This window comes from Mesorhizobium sp. B2-1-1, from assembly GCF_006442975.2.
Lineage (GTDB): Bacteria > Pseudomonadota > Alphaproteobacteria > Rhizobiales > Rhizobiaceae > Mesorhizobium.
In genome coordinates, this window is the sequence record NZ_CP083954.1 from 5352825 (window position 1) to 5372126 (window position 19302).

At 62.3% G+C, this 19302-nt stretch carries 19 protein-coding genes; 8 read left to right on the forward strand and 11 right to left on the reverse strand.

Annotated elements, in window-relative coordinates:
• Positions 1-45 precede the first annotated feature (45 nt).
• Positions 46-546 (forward strand): metallophosphoesterase family protein, encoded by a 501-nt coding sequence (locus tag FJ972_RS26105; protein WP_140498549.1) that lies wholly within the window; start codon positions 46-48, stop codon positions 544-546.
• A 177-nt stretch (positions 547-723) separates the two neighbouring features.
• Positions 724-1029: a hypothetical protein gene (locus tag FJ972_RS26110; protein WP_140498458.1), complete on the forward strand. Its 306-nt coding sequence runs from the start codon at positions 724-726 to the stop codon at positions 1027-1029.
• 134 nt (positions 1030-1163) lie between these two features.
• On the opposite strand, the gene FJ972_RS26115 is transcribed toward FJ972_RS26110, so the two are convergent.
• From FJ972_RS26115 to FJ972_RS26150, 8 genes are all read right to left on the reverse strand, one after another.
• Positions 1164-2348 (reverse strand): NAD(P)/FAD-dependent oxidoreductase, encoded by a 1185-nt coding sequence (locus FJ972_RS26115; protein ID WP_140525312.1) that lies wholly within the window; start codon positions 2346-2348, stop codon positions 1164-1166.
• Positions 2345-3067 (reverse strand): class I SAM-dependent methyltransferase, encoded by a 723-nt coding sequence (locus FJ972_RS26120; protein ID WP_140525311.1) that lies wholly within the window; start codon positions 3065-3067, stop codon positions 2345-2347. The genes FJ972_RS26115 and FJ972_RS26120 overlap by 4 nt, the downstream gene beginning before the upstream one ends.
• A complete protein-coding gene (locus FJ972_RS26125) occupies positions 3068-4153 on the reverse strand; it encodes a type III polyketide synthase (RefSeq protein ID WP_140513489.1) in 1086 nt (361 codons plus the stop codon). It abuts the gene before it with no gap.
• Between the two features lie 446 nt (positions 4154-4599).
• Positions 4600-5787 carry an extracellular solute-binding protein gene (locus FJ972_RS26130; RefSeq protein ID WP_140525310.1) on the reverse strand — a complete coding sequence of 396 codons (1188 nt, stop codon included), beginning with the start codon at positions 5785-5787 and terminating at the stop codon, positions 4600-4602.
• Between the two features lie 34 nt (positions 5788-5821).
• Entirely contained in the window at positions 5822-6583 is a 762-nt protein-coding gene (locus tag FJ972_RS26135) for a glucosamine-6-phosphate deaminase (RefSeq protein WP_140525309.1), read from the reverse strand.
• A 2-nt stretch (positions 6584-6585) separates the two neighbouring features.
• Positions 6586-7638, reverse strand: coding sequence for a LacI family DNA-binding transcriptional regulator (locus tag FJ972_RS26140; protein WP_224519138.1), 1053 nt, complete (start codon positions 7636-7638; stop codon positions 6586-6588).
• 211 nt (positions 7639-7849) lie between these two features.
• Positions 7850-9034, reverse strand: a complete 1185-nt coding sequence (gene uxuA, locus FJ972_RS26145) for a mannonate dehydratase (RefSeq protein ID WP_140525307.1) — start codon at positions 9032-9034, stop codon at positions 7850-7852.
• Between the two features lie 35 nt (positions 9035-9069).
• Positions 9070-9744, reverse strand: a complete 675-nt coding sequence (locus FJ972_RS26150; protein WP_140525328.1) for a GntR family transcriptional regulator — start codon at positions 9742-9744, stop codon at positions 9070-9072.
• Between the two features lie 228 nt (positions 9745-9972).
• Here FJ972_RS26150 and uxaC point away from each other — a divergent pair, with 228 nt between their 5' ends.
• The 6 genes from uxaC (at position 9973) to FJ972_RS26180 (ending at position 15780) form a co-directional block, all read left to right on the forward strand.
• On the forward strand, positions 9973-11373 hold the full coding sequence (uxaC, locus tag FJ972_RS26155; protein WP_140525306.1) for a glucuronate isomerase: 1401 nt from the start codon (positions 9973-9975) through the stop codon (positions 11371-11373).
• A 2-nt stretch (positions 11374-11375) separates the two neighbouring features.
• Positions 11376-11549: a hypothetical protein gene (locus FJ972_RS26160; RefSeq protein ID WP_181167349.1), complete on the forward strand. Its 174-nt coding sequence runs from the start codon at positions 11376-11378 to the stop codon at positions 11547-11549.
• A 158-nt stretch (positions 11550-11707) separates the two neighbouring features.
• A complete protein-coding gene (locus tag FJ972_RS26165; RefSeq protein ID WP_140525327.1) occupies positions 11708-12883 on the forward strand; it encodes an extracellular solute-binding protein in 1176 nt (391 codons plus the stop codon).
• Positions 12884-12960: 77 nt separating this feature from the next.
• On the forward strand, positions 12961-14028 hold the full coding sequence (locus FJ972_RS26170) for an ABC transporter ATP-binding protein (RefSeq protein ID WP_140525305.1): 1068 nt from the start codon (positions 12961-12963) through the stop codon (positions 14026-14028).
• Positions 14029-14036: 8 nt separating this feature from the next.
• Positions 14037-14933, forward strand: coding sequence for an ABC transporter permease (locus FJ972_RS26175; RefSeq protein WP_140525304.1), 897 nt, complete (start codon positions 14037-14039; stop codon positions 14931-14933).
• Between the two features lies 1 nt (position 14934).
• Entirely contained in the window at positions 14935-15780 is an 846-nt protein-coding gene (locus FJ972_RS26180) for an ABC transporter permease (RefSeq protein WP_140498468.1), read from the forward strand.
• An 86-nt stretch (positions 15781-15866) separates the two neighbouring features.
• Here the strand turns inward: FJ972_RS26180 and FJ972_RS26185 are convergent, their stop codons facing one another.
• From FJ972_RS26185 to FJ972_RS26195, 3 genes are read right to left on the reverse strand one after another with little or no spacing between them, the layout of a single operon-like run.
• Positions 15867-16883, reverse strand: a complete 1017-nt coding sequence (locus tag FJ972_RS26185) for a Gfo/Idh/MocA family protein (protein ID WP_140525303.1) — start codon at positions 16881-16883, stop codon at positions 15867-15869.
• Positions 16880-17902 carry a Gfo/Idh/MocA family protein gene (locus FJ972_RS26190; RefSeq protein ID WP_140525302.1) on the reverse strand — a complete coding sequence of 341 codons (1023 nt, stop codon included), beginning with the start codon at positions 17900-17902 and terminating at the stop codon, positions 16880-16882. Before FJ972_RS26190 ends, FJ972_RS26185 begins: the two co-directional genes overlap by 4 nt.
• A gap of 7 nt (positions 17903-17909) precedes the next feature.
• On the reverse strand, positions 17910-19094 hold the full coding sequence (locus FJ972_RS26195) for an ABC transporter substrate-binding protein (RefSeq protein ID WP_140513467.1): 1185 nt from the start codon (positions 19092-19094) through the stop codon (positions 17910-17912).
• Positions 19095-19302: the final 208 nt, after the last annotated feature.

The following is a 19302-nucleotide window of genomic DNA, read 5'->3' on the forward strand; positions in this document are numbered from 1 at the left end:
CGGCGTATCGGGCTGGGTCGATCAGCGAGGGAAGTCGCGCGCAGGATGATCTTCTTCACGAGCGATACTCATTTCAACGATCCACGCATCCTGCGAATTGATCGGCGGCCGTTCGGCTCGCTGGCAACGCATGACGCGGCGCTGATGAGCCTCTGGAACGAGACCGTCGGCTCGGACGACGAGATCTGGCATCTGGGTGATTTTGCCCGCCCGAAGGCCGGCATCGAAAACATCCTGTCGCAGCTCAATGGGCGCAAGCACCTGATCATCGGCAACAATGACGGAAGCGATGCAACGCTCGCATCTGGCTGGGCCAGCATCCAGCACTATGCGGAACTGGTGGTGGACGGTACCCTCCTCGTCCTGTGCCATTATCCGTTTCGGACCTGGAATCAGATGGGCAAGGGATCGGTGAATTTGCACGGCCATTCGCATGGCAAGCTGAAGCCGCTTACTCGCCAGCGTGATGTCGGCGTTGACGTGTGGAATTTCCGGCCGGTTTCCCTGCCGATCCTGCTCAGCAAGCACAACCGTCGATCAGGCTGAGCGTGGCCCGTCGCCACTGACCGCAGTCGTCCTTTATACAGTTCTGGATGTGCTTCGCTCAGCATCAAAGCCGGACAAGAATGAAGATCGATCACGATTTTCCGTTACAGGAACAACAAGGACGGCGCTCCGTTGGGAAAGTGATCGCAACAAGCGATTTAACCAATGGAGGCACTTATGATGAAAACGATCTTGGTCGCATCCGCCCTGTCCTTAGCGCTCGCCACATCCGCCCTGGCCCAAACGAGCGGCTCGGGCAATGCCGGCGGTACCGCAGGCGGCGGCATGAACAACAGCGGCACGAGCGTCAACGGCTCCGGCAGCACCACGGGGACCGTCACAACTGATCCGAATGCGACGAACTCGACCACGACAACACCAAACGGCATGAATGACCGTTGCAAGGACACTGCGGGCAATGACGTCGACACCAATACCGCCAGCGGCACTGCCACCTCGCCGTCCCAAAATTGCAACAAATAGTTCCGCCAGCAGAATTCAGCTCAGGCCCGGCGATGACCGGGCCTGAGACATCATGTCGAATCGCAAGGCTGGGGCTATCGAAAGACGGAGTGCATGACCGCTATAGCGTCTTGGAGCACAAAGTCTTGAGCCTCTCAGTCGCACGCGATCGGCAGCGGTTTCGTCTTGCCGGTCAATCTGGCTCCCAGCGTCAGGCTGTTCGGGAAACCGCTGACGAACGTGTTCATCGCGGCAGCGGACATGGGATGGGAGGCAAGGCGCGCCAACAAGGCAGCCACGCGAATGCGGGTTGCAAATTGGCTGTTCCAGCCCTTCGAATAGCGGCGTCCAATAGCAATCCTTGCCGCTCGGTCCCAACGGGCGAACCTAGCCAGTTCATTGGCCAACAACCAGCCTGACTGCAAGGCCATCGAGATGCCTTCAGCGATGATGGGATGGGACTCACCGGCGAGGTTGCCCACCCGAAATATGTCGTTGGCAAAACATGGGCGTATGCCAGGCCGTATGGGACCTGCGGCGAGCCATTCGCCATCGAGCGTGGCATTCACGATCGTGGAGGCGACACGGGGACACGAAGCAAGGATATGCGCATGAACAGCTTGGGCTGCCGACGAGGCGTTGCCTTTTTTGCGTAGCCTGATCAAGGCGTCGCGGCGTATGCAGCACGACAGCGACATCCTGTTCCGGTCGGCCCAGACCATGCCGCCATAGCCGCCCGGAAATGCCAGCAGGGGCATGAGGTCGCGGTCGAGCTCAGCGCCGGTGAAATGAGCCTTGAATCCGAAAAGATCGTGCGGCGCGTTGGTTTTCGGCAGGTTCGTCGGAAGCCTTCCTTGTTCCCACGAGCCATGCGCGGCAATAACGACCGGCGCAACGAGAACTCCCTGATCGTGCTTGCTTTCGATCCGAACCATAGCGTTGTCACCATCGGTGGTGATCTCCGCCGCCCGCCAAGGCTGGAACACGTCGGCTCCGGCATCGCGAGCCGCATCCAAAAGCATGCCATCCAGAACGTCGCGCCCGAGCGCGCGTCCAAATGCATCTCCCGCGGCCCGCGGCATGCCCGCATCCGTGCCGGGACCCGATGCAAAAAGTGCAACCCGCTTGACCTCCGGACCGGCTTTGGCGCGAACCGCGGCGCCTCCGCCCAATCTATCCAATAGATCCAGATTGACCGCGGACATGAATTCCCCGCAAACTTTGCGGCGCGGGAATTCACTTCGCTCGACGATAGCAACGGCGCGCCCCTGGCCGCTCAAAGCCAGGGCCACCGAAGAACCACTTGGCCCGGCGCCTATGACGATGGCGTCGTACATCATGGCAAACCTTCCGAAGCGCGGTCGACGGCAAGGAAGGCATGGGTAAACGGTCCAATTCTGCGTTCTGCACACTGGCGCCTGAAATCCGGGGGCCATAGGCTGGAAAGCTCATGACCCGCAAAACCGGCGCGGACGCTTGCCGGCGCATCGTGCAAAGTCACCTCGTTCGCGCCAATGATATGCAGAAGCGAGCAGGCTCTTAAGGCAATGGCGTTTCGGCTCGGCTCGGTGGCGAGAAACACTGGCGCCAGAGGGCGAAGCGCCAAAAACAGGCGTTTCAGGGCTGCGTCCGGAAAATGGTGCAGAAACAAGTTGGCCGATACCACATCGAAGGCGCCGGCTCGGGGGCTTTGGATCCATTCGAAGACATCATCGATGATGGTTTCGACCCGCCAACCAAGTGCGTAGAAATCAGCGAACCGCCTGTCTGAAATGAGGTTGAACTGGTCAAGCATGACCAGGTCGACATCTGTCCAGCGCCGGGCGAGGCGCTTTGCGACGGAAAGCATGAATGCTCCATCGCCGGAACCAATTTCCAAAAATCTGGTCGGGCTTTTGCGCACGCTTGCCTTCAACAGGCTGGCCATGATCGCGCTCTGAAACATCAGTGCGTTTATCCAGGCGAGATCACGCCGCGAACCGACGGCCCTTGGATCGTCGGGAGGCAAATTGTCGAGCAGTTCCCGCTCGATCCGACGATGGTCGAGATCATTGGCCATTCAGGTATCGCCGGCTGTGTGGAACATCATCGTCTCGGTCGTCAGGCCAGGTCCGAATGCCATGGCACAACCCACACGGTCTTCCTTTGTGGCCTCGCGCAGCATTCGCTCGAGTACGAACATGACGGTAGCAGAGGACATGTTTCCGTTTTCACGAAGGACCTCGCGGGAGGTCGACAACGCGTCGGAACGGAGATTCAGCGCGCGCTCCACTGCGTCGAGAACGGAGCGGCCGCCCGGGTGGACGGCCCAAAGGTCGACGTCTGAAACGCTCCTGTTTCCCAGAATGCTGCCTATGTCTGTGCCGAGTGCATGGTGGATTGCGGCGGGAACCTCTCCCGACAACACCATGTCGAAACCGTCGTCATGTATGTTCCAGGTCATGAGGTCGCGGCTGCCGCCATCGACGAGCGCGTGAAAACTATCCAGTCCTATGCCAAAAGGACTGGCGCTTACCGACGCAGCCGAGCAGCCATCGCCCCACAGGCAGAACGAGAGCAGCTTTTCAAGGTCGGAGGTCTCCTTGAGGTGAAGCGTACAGAGTTCGATGCTGACCACCAGAACCCGGGCCTCGGGTTCCGACCGGATGATGTGTCGTGCCTGCTTGAGTGCGTTGATCGCTGCATAGCAACCCATGAAGCCGAGGATTGTGCGCTCGATGGAGGTCGGCAGGTTGCACCGGGCAATTATTTCCAGATCCAGGCCGGGGGCGGAAAACCCCGTGCAGGTGGTGACGATCAAATGTGTGATACGGCTCCTGTCCTGACCATGAAGGAGCTTCTCCACGGCCTGTTCAGCCAGAGCGGGCGCTGTGGCCGCGAACATCTCCATGCGCTTTGCCGTGCCTGGAAACGCGCCGCGTTTGAAAACACCCTCCAAATCGACACTTGGGCCTTCAGGATCATCGGCGGGCGCAAAGCACGAATAACGATGCTCTATTCCGCATCTGTCCGCCATGCGATCAAAGATCGCCCGGCGACGGGGATTTGCCGTCAACTGGGAACCGGCAAATTGAAGAAAGAAGCGGTGAACGCCATTCTCCGGAACGGCTGCCGCAATCCGGTTGATGAAAGCTTGAGCGGGCATCTTTTCCTCGGCCTACAGCTTTAGGCTGGTGTACCGCGGGCGGTGACTACGAACCCGACCGGGTCGGGACCAGCCCCTGAGAGGTGGTAAACACCCTCATAAACGTTCGGGACAGATGAAAGCTTCCCTCGTCCTCGACGATTTCCAAGGTGCCGGCCAATGGCGGCACCAAGCGCAATTGGAGGCATCCTCGGCGGCGCAGGCGGGCGAGCGTCGAATGTGGCACCGTACGCAACGGATGCCGCATTCGCATCAGGATGGATGGCACCGCGGCCGCCATATAGCCAGACGAGTCATCCATTCCTTGACCGGCCAAGGCCTTGGCCAGTCGACCGCGATCTCGGTCGGACCGGCGGGTTCCCCGGACCACCAGGGATCGTCAAGGCGGCTTAGCTATCATGGCAGCGGGGACAAACCGCTGTCGAATGGCCGTGCGCGGAGATACCCTATTTGGCGTTTTTGGCCCCGCCGATCTCCTTGTCCCACTTCTCGAACATGGCAACCAGCGGTTTGGCGTCGAGCGGCGGTTCGATCGGGTTGTCGGCGATCATCGCGGCATATTCGGGCCGGCCGAAACGCTTGATCGTGTCCTGGCTGTCCTGCGGCGCCATCTCTATGGGCACGTCCCTGATCGACGGGCCGGGGTACATGTAGCCGTGATCGTACATGAATGCCTGCTGCTCGGGCTCAAGGATGAAGGCGATCAGTTGCAGGAGAACGCCGAGCTTTTCGTCGGAAACGCCCTTTGGGATAGCCACATAGTTGGCGTCGCTGACCCAGTGGAAGCCCTTCAGGGTCGCAATCTTGTAGTCTTCGGGAACGATGCCGAGATAGCGCGGATTGATGTCCCATCCGGTGGTCGTGGCGATGATGTCGCGCGTGCCGTCACCCAGTTCCTTCATGGTGACGGTCGTGCCGGAGGGATAATAGTCGATGCAGTCGTTCAGTTCCTTGAGATAGGCCCAGGTCTTCTCCCAGCCGTCGATAGGATCCAGCGGATCCTTGTCGCCGAGCAGGTAGGGAAGGCCCATGACGAAGGTTCGGCCGGGGCCGGAATTCGCCGGGCGCGCATACATGAACTTTCCCGGATGCGCCTTGCACCAGGCAAGCAACTCTTCAGCGGTCCCAGGAAGGTCCTTGACCCGATCCGGCGCATATTCCAGGAGCGGGCCTGACGGATACCAGCTATCGACGAAGGCTTGGCCCTTCGCCATCTGCTGCATGGCATAGGCGCCCGGTAGGTAGCGCTCGTCGAGCTTGGGGAACATATCGGCGTAGTCGGGCAGGATCTGGGTCCACAATCCCTGGTCGATGCCCGCGGCAAGGGCGTCGTTACCGGTGAGCACGAAATCGATGTCCAACCGGCCTGCCGCCTGCTGGGCCTTGAGCTTGGCGGCAAGTTCGGGCGCGGGCGCCTGCGTGTAAACGAACTTCGAAATCAGTTCCGGATGGGTCTCGGCGAACTTTTCAAGCGCCCGCTGGCTGAGTTGCAGGTCGCCGGCAACGTCGACCACATTGATGACCAGCGGTTCCTTCGGCTTCGGGAACTCCTTGGCAAGCACGAAAACCGGCCTTGCCGCCGCGGCAACGCCAGCACCCAGGATCGTTAGAAGGGCATTGCGTCGGGTTGTCATTGGTGTCTCCTCCCTTTCTAGGTTGCGTGGACGGTTATTCGCCCACGGTGTCCGGCACTTCGCGAAGCAGAGCAGCCGATTGCGGATCGAGAAACAGGTGGCAGTCGGCATGCCTGCGCAAGATACCGGCCGGCACCATCGGCGAGATCGGCGCTTCGACCGTATCGCGCACCGCCTCGGCCTTGCGGCGGTCCGGCACCGCCAGCACGATCAGACCGCTTTTCATGATCTGGTTGACGGTCATGGAGATCGCCCTGTGCGGAACGTCTTCCAGCGTCGGAAACCAGCCTTCGCCGAACTGCTGGCGGCGGCAGCGGTCGTCCAGCGTTACCAGGTGGAACGGTGCGGTCGTCTCGAAGTCCGCGGGCGGATCGTTGAAGGCGAGGTGGCCGTTCTCGCCAATGCCCGCGAATGTCACATCGATGGGGTGACGCTCAATCAACGCATTGATGCGCGCCACCTCGGCACCTGGATCCGGCACGTCCCCGTCGATGAAATGAAAGGCCCCGAGCGACGGCAGCAACGCGGTGAAGCGCTCCTTGAGATAGCGCCGAAAACTGGCCGGATGCGTATCCGGCATGGCGACATATTCATCGAGGTGAAAGCCGGTGACGCGCGACCAGTCGATGTCATCCCGCTTCACCAGCGCGGCAAGTACCTCGAACTGGCTGGCTCCGGTGGCGACGACGATATTGGCCGCCCCGCGCGCCTCGATCGCGGCGCGGATCGACTGCGCCCCCAGTTCAGCGGCAGCGGCGCCCAGCAGCTTTTTGTCCGGTTTCACGTAAATTCGCATGATCACTCCGTGGTTGTAAGTCGATCGAGCCCCGCCGTTTCTCGCTGCGAGCACGGGGCCTGGGTTGTCGCCCTGATGACGAATTCGGTGACGAGATTGATGCGCTTGTGCGCGAGCGGCTTGCCTTGCAGCATAGCGACGAGAAGCTCGACCGCCTGCCTGCCGGCCTCCGCGCAATGGGTTGCGATGGACGTCAGGGGCGGGAAAAGGGTCGGCGCCAGTATGCCGTCGCAGCCGATCACGCTGTAGTCGCCCGGCACCGACAGGCCGCGCGCGGCAAGCCCGGCCATGATGCCTTGCGCCATGACATCGTCGAATGCGAGTACGGCGGTCGCGCCCGTCAGGACGAGTTCATCGACGCAGGCCTGGCCGGCCTCGAAGCTTGGCCGCGAGGTCGGAACCCGTACGATCTCAACCCCAAGCTCGGCGGCCCTCCTGGTCACGGTGCCGTAGCGCTGGCTGTTCGACCAGGAGAATGCCGGCCCGGCAACATAGGCGATCGATCTATGGCCCAGCGAAACCAGATGCTCCAGCGCCTGCCCATAGCTTGGCCCGCTATCGACCAGAAGCCGTACCATGCCGGGAATGTCGCGGTTGACGAGGACGCAAGGCCGCCTCCGCGCATGTTCAAGGATCTGTTTCGTGTGCAGGCGCGAAGAGGCGATGATGAAACCTTCTACCTGCGCTGACAGCTTGGTCAGGAGAATGTCTTCCACTTCCGGCGTCTCGTCAGAATCGCCGATAAACGTCGCATAGCCACATTCGCGGGCCGTCGCCTGCCCCCCACGCATCATCGCCGCGAAGAACGGGTTGGTGATATCGGGCACGATTAGCGCGATGTTGCCCATCCGGCCGGTGCTTAGTGCGCGCGCGGCATGATTGGGGACATAGCCGAGCCGCGCGGCGACCGAGTGAACCCGCGCGACCGTCTCGCGACTGAGAAGTTCCGGCCGGCTGAAAGCACGCGAAACGGTAGCCGAAGAGACGTTGGCGGCGTCCGCCACCTCGCTCAGCGTCGGTGTTGAAGATGAATTGTTCCGCCTTCGGTCAGGCATGCGCGTCCCCATGCAAGCGCTTGCATGAAAGCGCTTGCACGAAGTCGTGTCAAGGATTGATTGGCCTAGAACAGGTCGGATAGTCGGGCTGTCCCCCGAGGCACTCCTCCACAGGCGGAAACCGACCTAATGCCGATCGACGTCAGACATAGGTCAGGATCGGCGCAGGCGGACCGAAGCCGCGCCGATCACGGTAGGCATTGCCGCGCCGTCAACCCTTCGACTGGAGCGCGTGGATCACGCCGCGCAGTTCCGCCAGACCGCGCAGGCGACCTATCGCCGGATAGCCCGGATTCACCGTTTTTGTGAGATCATCCAGCATGCGGTGGCCGTGGTCGGAGCGGAAGACGATGGTGTCGTGCGGTTCCCGTTTGCCGTCTTCGGCCAACAATTCGCGCAGTACCGCAACCATGTCCACGTCGCCGTCCAGATGCGCCGCTTCATGGAAGGTGCGGCCATCGCCTTCGCGCTTGGTCGCCCGCAAATGTGCGAAGGGGATGCGCGACGCGAAGTGCTTCGCCATCGCCGGAAGATCGTTGTCGGCGCGCACGCCAAGGCTTCCGGTGCAAAAGCACATGCCGACGGCCGGCGACGGAACTGCCTCGAAGAGCGCGTTGTAGTCGGCGGCGGTCGAGGCCACCCGCGGCAGACCAAAGAGCGAGCGGGGCGGATCGTCCGGATGCAGCGCAAGCCGGACGCCGCTGCTCTCTGCGGCGGGCGCGATCGCCGCCAGGAATTCGGTGAGATGGTGGCGCAGCCGGGCGGCATCGATGCCCGCATAACGCTCCAGCCGGTCGCGAAATTGCGGGACCGTCAACGGCTCCGTGGTCGAGCCCGGCAGCGCACTGGCGATGTTGGCGACGAGGGTCGCGGCCTCCTCTTCGCTCATCGCCTCGAAAACAGCTTTCGCCCGCTCGCGGTCCTCGTTCGAATAATCGGCTTCGGCTCCCCTGCGCTGCAGGATGTGCAGGTCGAAGGCTGCGAACCGGTCCTGGTCGAAACGCATCGCGGTCGCGCCGCTTGGCAGTTCGTAATCGAGATCGGTGCGGGTCCAGTCCACCAGGGGCATGAAATTGAAACAGATGATATGGATGCCGTTGGCCGCAACCGCTTCCATGCTGGCGATCCAGGCCTCGATCTCGACTTTCGCCTCGCCCCCGTGACGCTTGACAGCGTCGGGGACCGGTATGCTTTCAACGACCGACCAGACAAGCGGCGAGCGGTCGGACGGCGTATCCTCGATCGTCGCCTTGCGCGTCGCCACCTCCGCCTTCGTCCAGGCACGCCCGATCGGGACTTCGTGCAACGCCGATACGATATCGGTGGCGCCGGCCTGACGCACCGCATCGAGCGGAACCCCCGCGTCCGGCCCAAACCATCTCCATGCCTCGCGCATTCGTCATTTCTCCAACTATTTCAGGGCTGGTCGGCTCAAATAAACCAGTCGGGGTAGGCGTCGCGCAGTTGCTCGACATCGGGAATGACAGCGCCCAGGTGGATTCGCATGGCCTCGCAGGCAGCCTTCACGTCATGCGCCCCTATAGCGTTGCGGATGACCGTATGCTCGCCAATCACATGGTCCATGCGGCCGAGCGCGGGCAGCGTCATGCGTCGCGCCCGGTCGATCTGCACCTTGACCGGCTTCAGATAGTTCCAGATGCCGGAATAGCTGGCTATTCGGGCAATCGCCTCGTGAAAGGCCTCGTCGGCCTCGTGAAAGCCGTTCATGTCCTGTCGTTCGGCAAGGAACCGCTGCCGCGCCAATATGTCGTCGAGCTTTCCCACATCGTTGCCGTTTGCGCATTGCGCGGCCTTTTCGACCGTGGCGCCTTCCAGCGCCTTACGGATGACGACGGCTTCGGGAATGAGCGAGATCGGTATCGGCGCGACGAAGGTTCCCGACTGAGGATAGATATTGACCAGCCCGTCTTCGACCAGACGAATCAACGCCTCGCGCACCGGCGTGCGGCTGACACCGAAACGCTCGGTCAGCACCTTTTCATTCAAGGCGTTGCCGGGCTTAAGCTGCATGGATACGATCGCCTCGTGCAGTTCGCGGTATACTGCGGACGCAGCCGTCGTACGCACGATGCCCGGCCGACGCATCTTCGTTCGAACGGGGGCGGCGTCGCGGTCGGAGCCCGCAATGCCCGCATGCGCCTTTGCTGATGTCATTTCTCGATCCCCGATCTTCAATCAGTTGCATATTAATATATTATTCCTTACTGTTCGCCAATATCGGAACGCCGCTTCATCCCAAATTATGATCGCGCGCATTCAATCGCCCCTCCCTTCCGAACGCCGCTTTCGCGGCTCGACCGCAAGGATTTTGCAATGCCGCTCCATCCCGACAGGCTTTTTTCGCCTGACCCTACCGTCCGTTCCATCGCCAGGCGCCTCTATGAAGGCGTGCGTGCCTTGCCGATCATCTCCCCGCATGGCCATACCGAGCCGGATTGGTATGCGTATGACCTGCCATTCCCGGATCCGGCCACGCTGTTCGTCAAGCCCGACCACTACATTTTGCGCATGTTCTATTCCCAGGGAATGCGCATGGAAGATTTCGGCGTCCCACGACTGGATGGGGGCCCGATCGAAACCGATCCCCGCAAGATCTGGCGCCGCTTCGCCGAGAACTACGCCCTTTTCCGCGGCACGCCGACACGGCTGTGGTTCGAGCATTCGCTGGCAACGGTCTTCGGAATCGAAGAGCGGCTCGGCGCGAAGAATGCCGACCTTCTTTATGACCGCATCGCCGAACAGCTCGAGCGGCCGGAGATGCGCCCGCGCGCGCTCTACAAGCGTTTCAACATCGAAGCCATCTCAACGACGGACGCCGCCACCGATGCGCTTGCCGCGCATGATGCGATCAAGGCTTCCGGATGGGACGCCCGGGTTGTGCCAGCCTACCGGCCAGACGCCGTCGTCGACCCTTCGCGCAAGGGTTTCCATGCCGAGGTGGAGCGGTTCCTGGCGTTGGCCGGAACGCCGGCCAGCTATCCCGGCTATCTTGAGGCGCACCGAATCCGCCGTGCATATTTCAAGCAGCGCGGCGCGACGTCCACCGACCACGGCCATCCGAATGCCCGCACCGCCGACCTGTCGAAGGCGGAAGCAACGGCTCTGTTCGACCGGGTGTTGAAGGCCGATGTCTCGCCCGAGGATGCGGACCTGTTCCGCGCACAAATGCTGACCGAAATGGCGCGCATGAGCGTCGAGGACGGCCTGGTCATGCAAATCCATCCCGGCTCTTTCCGCAACCACAACCCGCAGATTTTCGCCGAGTTCGGCTTCGACAAGGGCGCAGACATTCCCACCGGCACCGATTATGTCCACGACCTCAAGCCGCTCCTCGACGCGTTCGGCAACGACACGCGCCTGACATTGATCCTGTTCACACTGGACGAGACGGCCTATGGGCGCGAGCTTGGGCCGCTTGCCGGGCATTATCCGGCGCTGCGCCTCGGCCCGCCCTGGTGGTTTTTCGACAGCCCCGAAGGCATGTACCGGTTTCGCAAGCTTACCACGGAGACAGCCGGCTTCTATAACACGGTGGGCTTCAACGACGACACCCGTGCCTTCTGTTCGATCCCCGCGCGGCACGACATGGCGCGCCGCGTCGACTGCAATTTTCTCGCGGAATTGGTGGCTGACCACCGGCTCGACGAGGACGAGGCGCAGGAAGTGGCGCACGATCTCGCCTACCGCCTGGCCAAGAAAGCCTATAGGCTCTGACCATGGCGCAGCGGCTTTCCAATCGGACCTGGGTGACCTGCCGGCCGGGATCGGGCGCGCGGACCGCAAAGATCGGCTTGGCTGCCCAACTGGCCGCCGTCTTCCTGCGGCTGAAGCAGGTCCTCGGCACCGATCTCCCGGCCGAGCCCATTTCGCAAGCCTGGGAACCGTATTGACCGATCTTTTGAACGACGGCGCCGCAGCCACCGTGGCATGATTGGCGCAGCGGTTCATGCACGGAGCAGAAAGCGGTTGTTTTTGATGACTGGTAGATTAATATATCAAAATTGAAATCCTGCCGGACAAGACAGGACCAGCGGAGGAGATGAAGATGATCAAGATCACTCGGCGACAGGCGGTCGGCGGATTAGCCGGCATGGCGGCGCTTCCGGTTGCGCGCGCGTTTGCCCAGACCGCCAAGCTGCCGACCGCGCCCGTCACCATCAATATCGTCGATGTCGCCGGCAATCTGGCGCTAACCCAGAAGGCGATCGAGAATTACAAGACGGCCAAGCCGGAACTGATCTCGAACATCGTCTTCACCAAGGCGCCCGCCCCCGAGCTTCCCGGCAAGATCAAGGCGCAGCAGGCGGCGAACCGCGTCGATATCGACCTCGTGCTTACCGGAACGGATGCGCTGTCGGCAGGCCTCGAGATGGACCTGTGGGTCAAGCTGCTTCCTGACGATTCGGGCGCCTTGCCGAAGCTGGCCGATATCTATCAGGAGCCGGCAGCGCGGATGCAGACGCTGGCCAAGGACCACGGCGTCGTCGTCACCTACTACCCGTCCGGGCCGCTGCTCGAATACATGCCCGACAAGGTCAAGACGGTGCCGACCACGGCGGAGGAGCTTCTGGCGTGGGCCAAGGAGAACCCGAACCGGTTCCTCTATGCGCGCCCGGCCAATTCCGGCCCCGGCCGCACCTTCCTGATGGGTCTTCCCTATCTGCTCGGCGACAGCGATCCGAAGGATCCGGTCAAGGGCTGGGACAAGACCTGGGCCTATCTTAAGGAACTGCACAAATACATCGAATATTATCCGACCGGCACCGGTGCGCTGATGAAGGAACTCGGCGAAGGCACGCGCGACATGACGGTGTCGACGACTGGCTGGGACATCAACCCGCGCGTTCTCGGCGTCGTGCCGAAGGAAGCCAAGGTTGGGGCGCTGAAAGGCTTCCATTGGGTCGCCGACGCCCATTACATGTGCGTGCCGAAAGGGGTCAGCGACGAAAAACTCGCCGTGCTCAAGGATCTGATGGCATTCCTGCTGACGCCTAAACAGCAGGCCTATACCTATGACGAGGGCTATTTCTATCCGGGCCCGGCGGCCAAGGATGTCACCCTCGACATGGCGCCGCAGGAAAGCCAGAATGCGATCGCCGAATTCGGCCGCACCGAATATGCCGACCTGATCGCCAACAACCCGATCGAACTGCCGCTGGAGCCCGCTTCGATGGTAACGGCATTCCGAACCTGGGACGAACAGGTCGCCGCCGCCGCGAAATGACAAACTTTTGAGTTTCAGCGCATAATAGGAACCGGGCATGCCGCCCGGTTCGCCTACAACAATGGGGCTACGAACGGATGCTGCTCGCCTCGTCGAAATTCGACGAACTCCGCCTCGATCATATGAGTCGAAAATTCGGCAGTATGAGCGCGCTGAGTGACGTTTCGCTGACCGTGCGCAAGGGGGAATTCATCGCCCTGCTCGGACCTTCGGGCTGCGGCAAGTCGACCGCACTGAACTGCATCGCCGGACTGCTTTCCACCACGGGCGGCAGCATCTATCTCGACGACAAGCGCATCGACCAGCTTAAGCCGGAAGACCGCGGCTTCGGCATGGTCTTCCAGAACTATGCGCTGTTCCCGCATATGACCGTCAAAGCCAATATCGGCTTCGGCCTGAAAATGCGCGGCACGCCCAAGGCCGAGATCACGCAGCGCGTCGACGAGGCGCTGGGGCTGGTGCGGCTGGAAACGCAGGGCCACAAGCTGCCGGGTCAACTGTCAGGCGGTCAGCAGCAGCGGGTCGCCATCGCCCGCGCCATCGTCATCGAGCCGCCGCTGGTGCTGATGGACGAGCCGCTCTCCAACCTCGACGCGAAGTTGCGCATCGAGATGCGTGCGGAAATCCGGCGCATCCACAACCAGCTCGGGGCCACCACCCTTTATGTGACGCATGACCAGGATGAGGCCTTGTCGCTTGCCGACCGCATAGTCGTGCTGCGCGATGGCCGAATCCGGCAGGTCGGCGCTCCGCGGGACCTCTATGAGAGCCCGGACCATCTCGACGTCGCCGAATTCATGGGCTACCGCAACCGGCTAACCGGCAAGGTCACCCGGCGCGACGGCGACATTGCCACGGTCGAGGTCGGCGGCGTCAGCCTTTCGGGCAGAGTGCGCGACGATCTCGCGGTTGGCGCGCAAGCCGTGATCGCCGCCAGGCCGGACGATGTCACCGTGAGCGACAAGGGCATTGGGACGCTCGATGCGAAGGTCGAAACCATCGAGTATCGCGGCCGGGAATTCGTCGGCACGGCACGCACCGAGGGCGGCCTCGAGCTGATTTTCCATGCCAGCCAGGCCGCGTCGGTCGGGAACACGGTTTCGCTCTCGATCGATTCTGCCCATGCCCTGATCTACGCGGCCTGAGGACGGCGATGTCGACGCTCGATCATACGCCCTCTCCTTCTCTGCGCCAGCGGCTGGCCTTGCACGGGATCGACGGCGTCACCCTTCTGGTGCTTCCGGCCGCCTTGTTTACGCTGGCGATCTTCGTCTATCCCTTTGTCTACGGCCTGCTCCTGTCCTTCCAGCCGAAGGAAGGGGGGCTCCTCGCCAACTACCAGCGTTTCTTCTCCGACCCGTTCCTTTACAACACCATTGCCACAACGCTGTGGCTGGCGGTGCCGGTCACCGTTATCAGCCTGGCGCTGGCGCTGCCCATCGCCTTTCGCGTTCGCCTGATGACGCACCAGCGTATGCTGACCACCATCCTCGTGCTGCCGGTAACGCTCGGCACGGTGCTGGTGGCGGAAGGCCTGCTCAACTATCTGGGACCGCAGGGCTGGTTCAGCCGCACGCTGATGTTGTTCGGCGTCATCAGCAGTCCCGTGAAACTCACCAACAATTACTGGGGTGTTTTCGCGTCGCTGATCATCACCGGTTTCCCGTTCACGTTCCTGTTGACGCTTTCCTATGTGACAGGCATCGATCCGGCACTGGAACAGGCAGCGGCGACCCACGGCGCGCGCTCCTGGCAGCGGTTCCGCTATGTGTTCCTGCCGCTGCTGATCCCCGGCCTGGCCATCGCCTTCCTGCTTTCGTTCGTACAGGCCTTCGCCGTCTTTCCGTCGGCGGTTCTGCTCGGTGCGCCGGCCGGGCCGACCCGCGTGATCTCGATTGCGGCCTACCAGGCCGCCTTCGAGCAATATGACTACTCGATGGCCTCGGCAATCGCGATGATCATGGCCGGTGTGCAGTTGGTCATCGTCGTCGCCATCCTGATGCTGCGCAACCTGTTCTATCGCGGCAGCACCGCAGGCGGAAAGGGCTGACATGATCCGCGACACAACCATCGCCGCCAAGCTCTGGATCACCGCCATCTGGGTGGTGGTGGGTTTCTTCGTACTCAACCTCGCGGCGATGATTGCCACGGTCATCCTGTCGTCCTTCGGCACGCGCTGGCTGGGCACATGGATTCCTGCCGGCTTCACCACCCGCTGGTATTTCGCCGCCTGGGCGGAATTCCAGCTCCACGATATCCTGATCGTAACCTTCCAGATCGCCTTCACCGTGGTCGCGCTTTCAGGCCTGCTCGGCGTGACGGCGGCCTATGCGCTGGCGCGGCGCGATTTTCCCGGCAAGAAGCTGGTCATGCTTCTGTTCCTGCTGCCGCTTCTGGTCCCGCCGATCACCTTCGGCATTCCGCTGGCTACCGTGCTCTACCAATCGGGGGTCGGTGGCACCTTCTGGGGCGTGGTGCTGGCCAATCTCGTGCCGACGGTTCCTTTCGTCATCCTGGTGATGATCCCCTTCATCGAGCAGATCGATCCCAAGATCGAGGCGGCCGCGCGTGTCTTCGGCGCCAACACGTTCCAGCTCTTTCTCCATGTTCTGCTGCCGATGCTGATGCCGGGCATCTTGGCGGCGCTGCTGCTGGTGCTGGTGCGTACCATCGGCATGTTCGAACTGACCTTCCTGACAGCCGGGCCGACCAGCCAGACGCTCGTCGTGGCGCTGTACTATTCGGTCTTCGCCTCGGGCGTTCGCGCGGTGCAGTCGATCGACGCGATGGCGGTGGTGTATATGATAACGACGCTGGTCTGGCTGCTGATCGCATTGCGCTTCGTCAATCCGACGCAGATTGTAGCGCGGGCAAAGCAGCAGCCCGCCTCCGCCTGAAACAGGCTTTTCTTTCCGCCGCATGATGGCGGCGGAAAGCCACTCTCCAGGAATCCTGGAGCGTTCGAGGTTCGAAGGAAGCGCTCTTATACGGGTTGGTTGCTGGCCGGATCCGCACGGATGAGGGCTGCGATCAGGCGCTGTGTCTGGAGCGCCTCCTCACCCGTCACGACCGGATCGCGGTCTTGCGAAATCGCATCGGCGAAATCGTCAATCAGCGCACGATGCGCGTCGTGGGGGAAGTCCATGATGGCTGCGCCGCTGCCTGTCTTCCCCTCCGCCTCGACGCGCTCTTCGCGCCCGTCGAGCCAGTCGACGCTCAGCGCCCCGCCGGTCAGCGTGGCCGTGCCGAGCGAGCCGACAATCTCCATGGTTTCAGGCGAGCCCGGATAGGCCGCCGTCGTGGCGAGCAGCGAGGCCGGTGAGCCGTTGCCGAGCCGCATCAGGGCGGTGACATAATCCTCAGCCTCCATCCGGTGCAGGCCGGTCGTCCGCACCTGCGAAGCCAACACCTCTACCTCTCCCAGCAGAGAGCGGAAAAGGTCGATGGCGTGGATGGCCTGCGACAACAGCACGCCGCCCCCGTCCCGCGCGAAGCTGCCGCGGCCGCCGGTGTCGTAGTAGGCCTGCGGCCGCCACCACGGAACCCGAAGACTGGCCGCCTCCACCGTGCCGATGGCGCCGGAAGCCAGCAGTTGGCGCAGCCGCAGGCTGGCCGGCCGGAAACGGTGCTGCAGGACGACGCCGAGGCGCAGGCCGGCCCCGCGGGCCAGCGTGACCAGCTTCTCGGCGCGCGCCAGCGTCGTTTCGAGCGGCTTTTCGACGAGCACGTGCTTGCCGGCGGCAAGGGCCAGCTCGGCCACCGCCAGATGCGCGTTGGCCGGCGTCAGCACCATTACCGCCTGAACCTCGGGATCGGCAATCGCGGCCGCAATATCGGTCGTCACGGGAAAGGAAAACTGGTCGGCAAAGGCTTCTGCCGTCGCCTGGCTGCGGCTGGCCGCCCATTTCACCTCGATCCTGCCCGCAAGATCGACGAGGCTCTTCGCATGCGGCAACGCCGCCGGACCCAAGCCGATCATGGCGACACGTAGCCTGCTCATCGCGCGTTCCTTTCCTGCCCCGTCACGACGACCGCCGCCGCCTGCGCCTCGAGCGCCAGCCGGCAGACCGTGAAGACATGCTCCTGCGTCATCGCCGTTTCGGTACGCTCGCGCACATCGGCAAGCAGGCGCTCGAAATAGGATATCTTTTCACCCGACGCATCGAAATGGCGCGTGCCTTGGCCATCGACGAGAAATACGTGGTCCGTGCCAGGTTTGCCGGCTATGTCGACATATTTCCTAAGCTCGATCGTGCCCTTGGTGCCGAGCAGGACGAGCCGTCCATCCCCCCAGGTCGGCAGCCCGTCGGCGGTGAACCAGTCGACGCGGATATAGCCGCTCGCTTTGTCTCCCCGCAGGAGGATGTCGCCGAAATCCTGGAATGCCGGAATGTCAGGAGCGCCAAAATGGCCGACCGCACTTGAAACGACATTCGCGTCGGCGCAGCCAGTATAGAACAGGAACTGATCAATTTGGTGCGAGGCGATATCGACCAGGATGCCGCCGTAATTCACGGGATCGAAAAACCACGCCGGGCGTAGCGCACGGTTGAGCCGGTGCGGCCCCAGGCCCGTCACATGGATGACCTCGCCGATGGCGCCGTCCATCGCCAGTTGCGTCGCCAGCGTCGAGGCTCGGGTCAGGAGGCGCTCCGAAAAGCAGATCGAAAAGATGCGTCCCGTCTCACGCACGGTCTGCCGCACGGCGGCAAGCTGCTCGAACGTGGTCAGGCCGGGCTTGTCCGCAAGCACGTCCTTGCCATGCCACATGGCCTCGACGGCAATGGCGGCCCGGTCGGAGGGGACAGCCGCGGTAACGACGAGGTCGATGGCGGGATCCTCGATCAGGCGCCGTCGTTCGACCGGCGCGATCCGTGGAAAACGCTCGGCGATGCCGGCGGCAACCTTGGGATCGGTCGTCGCGGGATCGTAGCCGGCGCACTCGGCGCCGGCATCCAGAAGCCCACCGATCAGGTCATAGACGTGACGATGATCGATGCCGATCACGGCAAATCGCATTGGTCCGCTATTTCATCTTGTTGGCACCGACCTCGCGGTCCCATTTCTCGAAGGCGGCGACCAGTGCTTCCGGCTTTAACGGCGCTTCGACCGGGAACTTCCTGATCAGCTCTTCATATTGTGGGCGGCCGAACTCTGCGATGGCGTCCTGGCTTTCCTGCGGCGCGGCGCTGAGTGGTACCCCCTTGACCGCCGGACCGGGATAGAAATAGCCCTTGTCGTAGGTATAGGCCTGCTGCGCGGGTTCGAGCATGAAGGCCATGAGCTTGACCAGAACCGCGACCTTTTCCTCCGCGACGCCCTTGGGAATGCACATGAACTGCGTATCGGGCACCCAATGCGTGCCTTCGAGCGCAAACGTCTCGATCTCCTTCGGCACGATGCCCAACACACGCGGGTTGATGTCCCAGCCGAAGGTGGAAACGATCATGTCGCGGGTGCCCTCGGCCAGCTCCTTCATCGTCACCGTGGTGCCGGAGGGATAGTAATCGATGCCTTCATCCAGCGCCTTCAGATAGGCCCAGGTCTTCTCCCAGCCATTGATGGGATCGGAAGGATTCTTGTCGCCGAGGATGTAGGGCATGGCCATCAGGAAGGTCCAGCCCGGTCCCGAATTGACCGGCCGCGCATAGCAGAATTTGCCGGGATTGGCCTTCACCCACGCCAGCAGTTCGTCGGTGTTCCTGGGGATGGTCTTGACCCTGTCCGGCGCATATTCGAAGAGTGGGCCCGATGGCGAATAGACGACGGCGACGCCTTCGTTCTGGCCGAAGTTCTTCTGCATCATCAAGGCGCTGTCGAGATAGACGTCCTCAGCCTTGGGCAGCACAGTGGGGTATTTCGTCCACACGTCGATCCACAGGCCCTGGGTGATGCCGTCCGACATGGCACCCGGACCCGTCAGCACCAGGTCGATGTCGACCCGGTTGGCCGCCTGCTGCGCGGCGAGCTTGGCCGGCAGTTCGGGGGACGGCGCGCGCGAGAACGTGATCTTGGAGACGAGCCCCGGATTTTCCTTGCCGAATTTCTCGATTGCCGCCTGGGTAAGCTGCAGATTGCCCGCGACATCAATGATGTTGAGCGCCACCGGCGAAGTGGGCAGAGCAAGCTCGTCGGCGAATGACCTGCCAAAGGGCAGCGCTGCAAACCCAGCCAATCCGCCAAGCGCCTGGCGGCGTGAAATCGTGAACATCGTCGTCCTCCTCATTTATCTCCTTGAAAGAGCGGCATCTCCGCACTTTCATCCCGGCTCTCCCAGACGAATGATATATTAGTCTATTAGTATCGAATGCAACACAAATGACGCCCCGCTGCGCTGAAGGTCCCGTCGCGGACAGGCCGCGTCAGGCCGGTGCCTGGCATGCTGCACTATCCTAGCGCCAGCCCCTCGACGCGGCCGG

Bases quoted from the DNA above. Each gene is read 5' to 3' on its own strand.
- FJ972_RS26175 (WP_140525304.1), top strand. From the start codon at position 14,037: ATGTCGACGCTCGATCATACGCCCTCTCCTTCTCTGCGCCAGCGGCTG.
- FJ972_RS26135 (WP_140525309.1), bottom strand. From the start codon at position 6,583: ATGCGAATTTACGTGAAACCGGACAAAAAGCTGCTGGGCGCCGCTGCC.
- FJ972_RS26180 (WP_140498468.1), top strand. From the start codon at position 14,935: ATGATCCGCGACACAACCATCGCCGCCAAGCTCTGGATCACCGCCATC.
- FJ972_RS26150 (WP_140525328.1), bottom strand. From the start codon at position 9,744: ATGCGTCGGCCGGGCATCGTGCGTACGACGGCTGCGTCCGCAGTATAC.
- FJ972_RS26105 (WP_140498549.1), top strand. From the start codon at position 46: ATGATCTTCTTCACGAGCGATACTCATTTCAACGATCCACGCATCCTG.
- FJ972_RS26120 (WP_140525311.1), bottom strand. From the start codon at position 3,067: ATGGCCAATGATCTCGACCATCGTCGGATCGAGCGGGAACTGCTCGAC.
- FJ972_RS26185 (WP_140525303.1), bottom strand. From the start codon at position 16,883: ATGAGCAGGCTACGTGTCGCCATGATCGGCTTGGGTCCGGCGGCGTTG.
- FJ972_RS26140 (WP_224519138.1), bottom strand. From the start codon at position 7,638: ATGCCTGACCGAAGGCGGAACAATTCATCTTCAACACCGACGCTGAGC.
- FJ972_RS26170 (WP_140525305.1), top strand. From the start codon at position 12,961: ATGCTGCTCGCCTCGTCGAAATTCGACGAACTCCGCCTCGATCATATG.
- FJ972_RS26130 (WP_140525310.1), bottom strand. From the start codon at position 5,787: ATGACAACCCGACGCAATGCCCTTCTAACGATCCTGGGTGCTGGCGTT.
- FJ972_RS26115 (WP_140525312.1), bottom strand. From the start codon at position 2,348: ATGATGTACGACGCCATCGTCATAGGCGCCGGGCCAAGTGGTTCTTCG.
- uxuA (WP_140525307.1), bottom strand. From the start codon at position 9,034: ATGCGCGAGGCATGGAGATGGTTTGGGCCGGACGCGGGGGTTCCGCTC.
- FJ972_RS26110 (WP_140498458.1), top strand. From the start codon at position 724: ATGATGAAAACGATCTTGGTCGCATCCGCCCTGTCCTTAGCGCTCGCC.
- FJ972_RS26195 (WP_140513467.1), bottom strand. From the start codon at position 19,094: ATGTTCACGATTTCACGCCGCCAGGCGCTTGGCGGATTGGCTGGGTTT.
- uxaC (WP_140525306.1), top strand. From the start codon at position 9,973: ATGCCGCTCCATCCCGACAGGCTTTTTTCGCCTGACCCTACCGTCCGT.
- FJ972_RS26125 (WP_140513489.1), bottom strand. From the start codon at position 4,153: ATGCCCGCTCAAGCTTTCATCAACCGGATTGCGGCAGCCGTTCCGGAG.
- FJ972_RS26160 (WP_181167349.1), top strand. From the start codon at position 11,376: ATGGCGCAGCGGCTTTCCAATCGGACCTGGGTGACCTGCCGGCCGGGA.
- FJ972_RS26190 (WP_140525302.1), bottom strand. From the start codon at position 17,902: ATGCGATTTGCCGTGATCGGCATCGATCATCGTCACGTCTATGACCTG.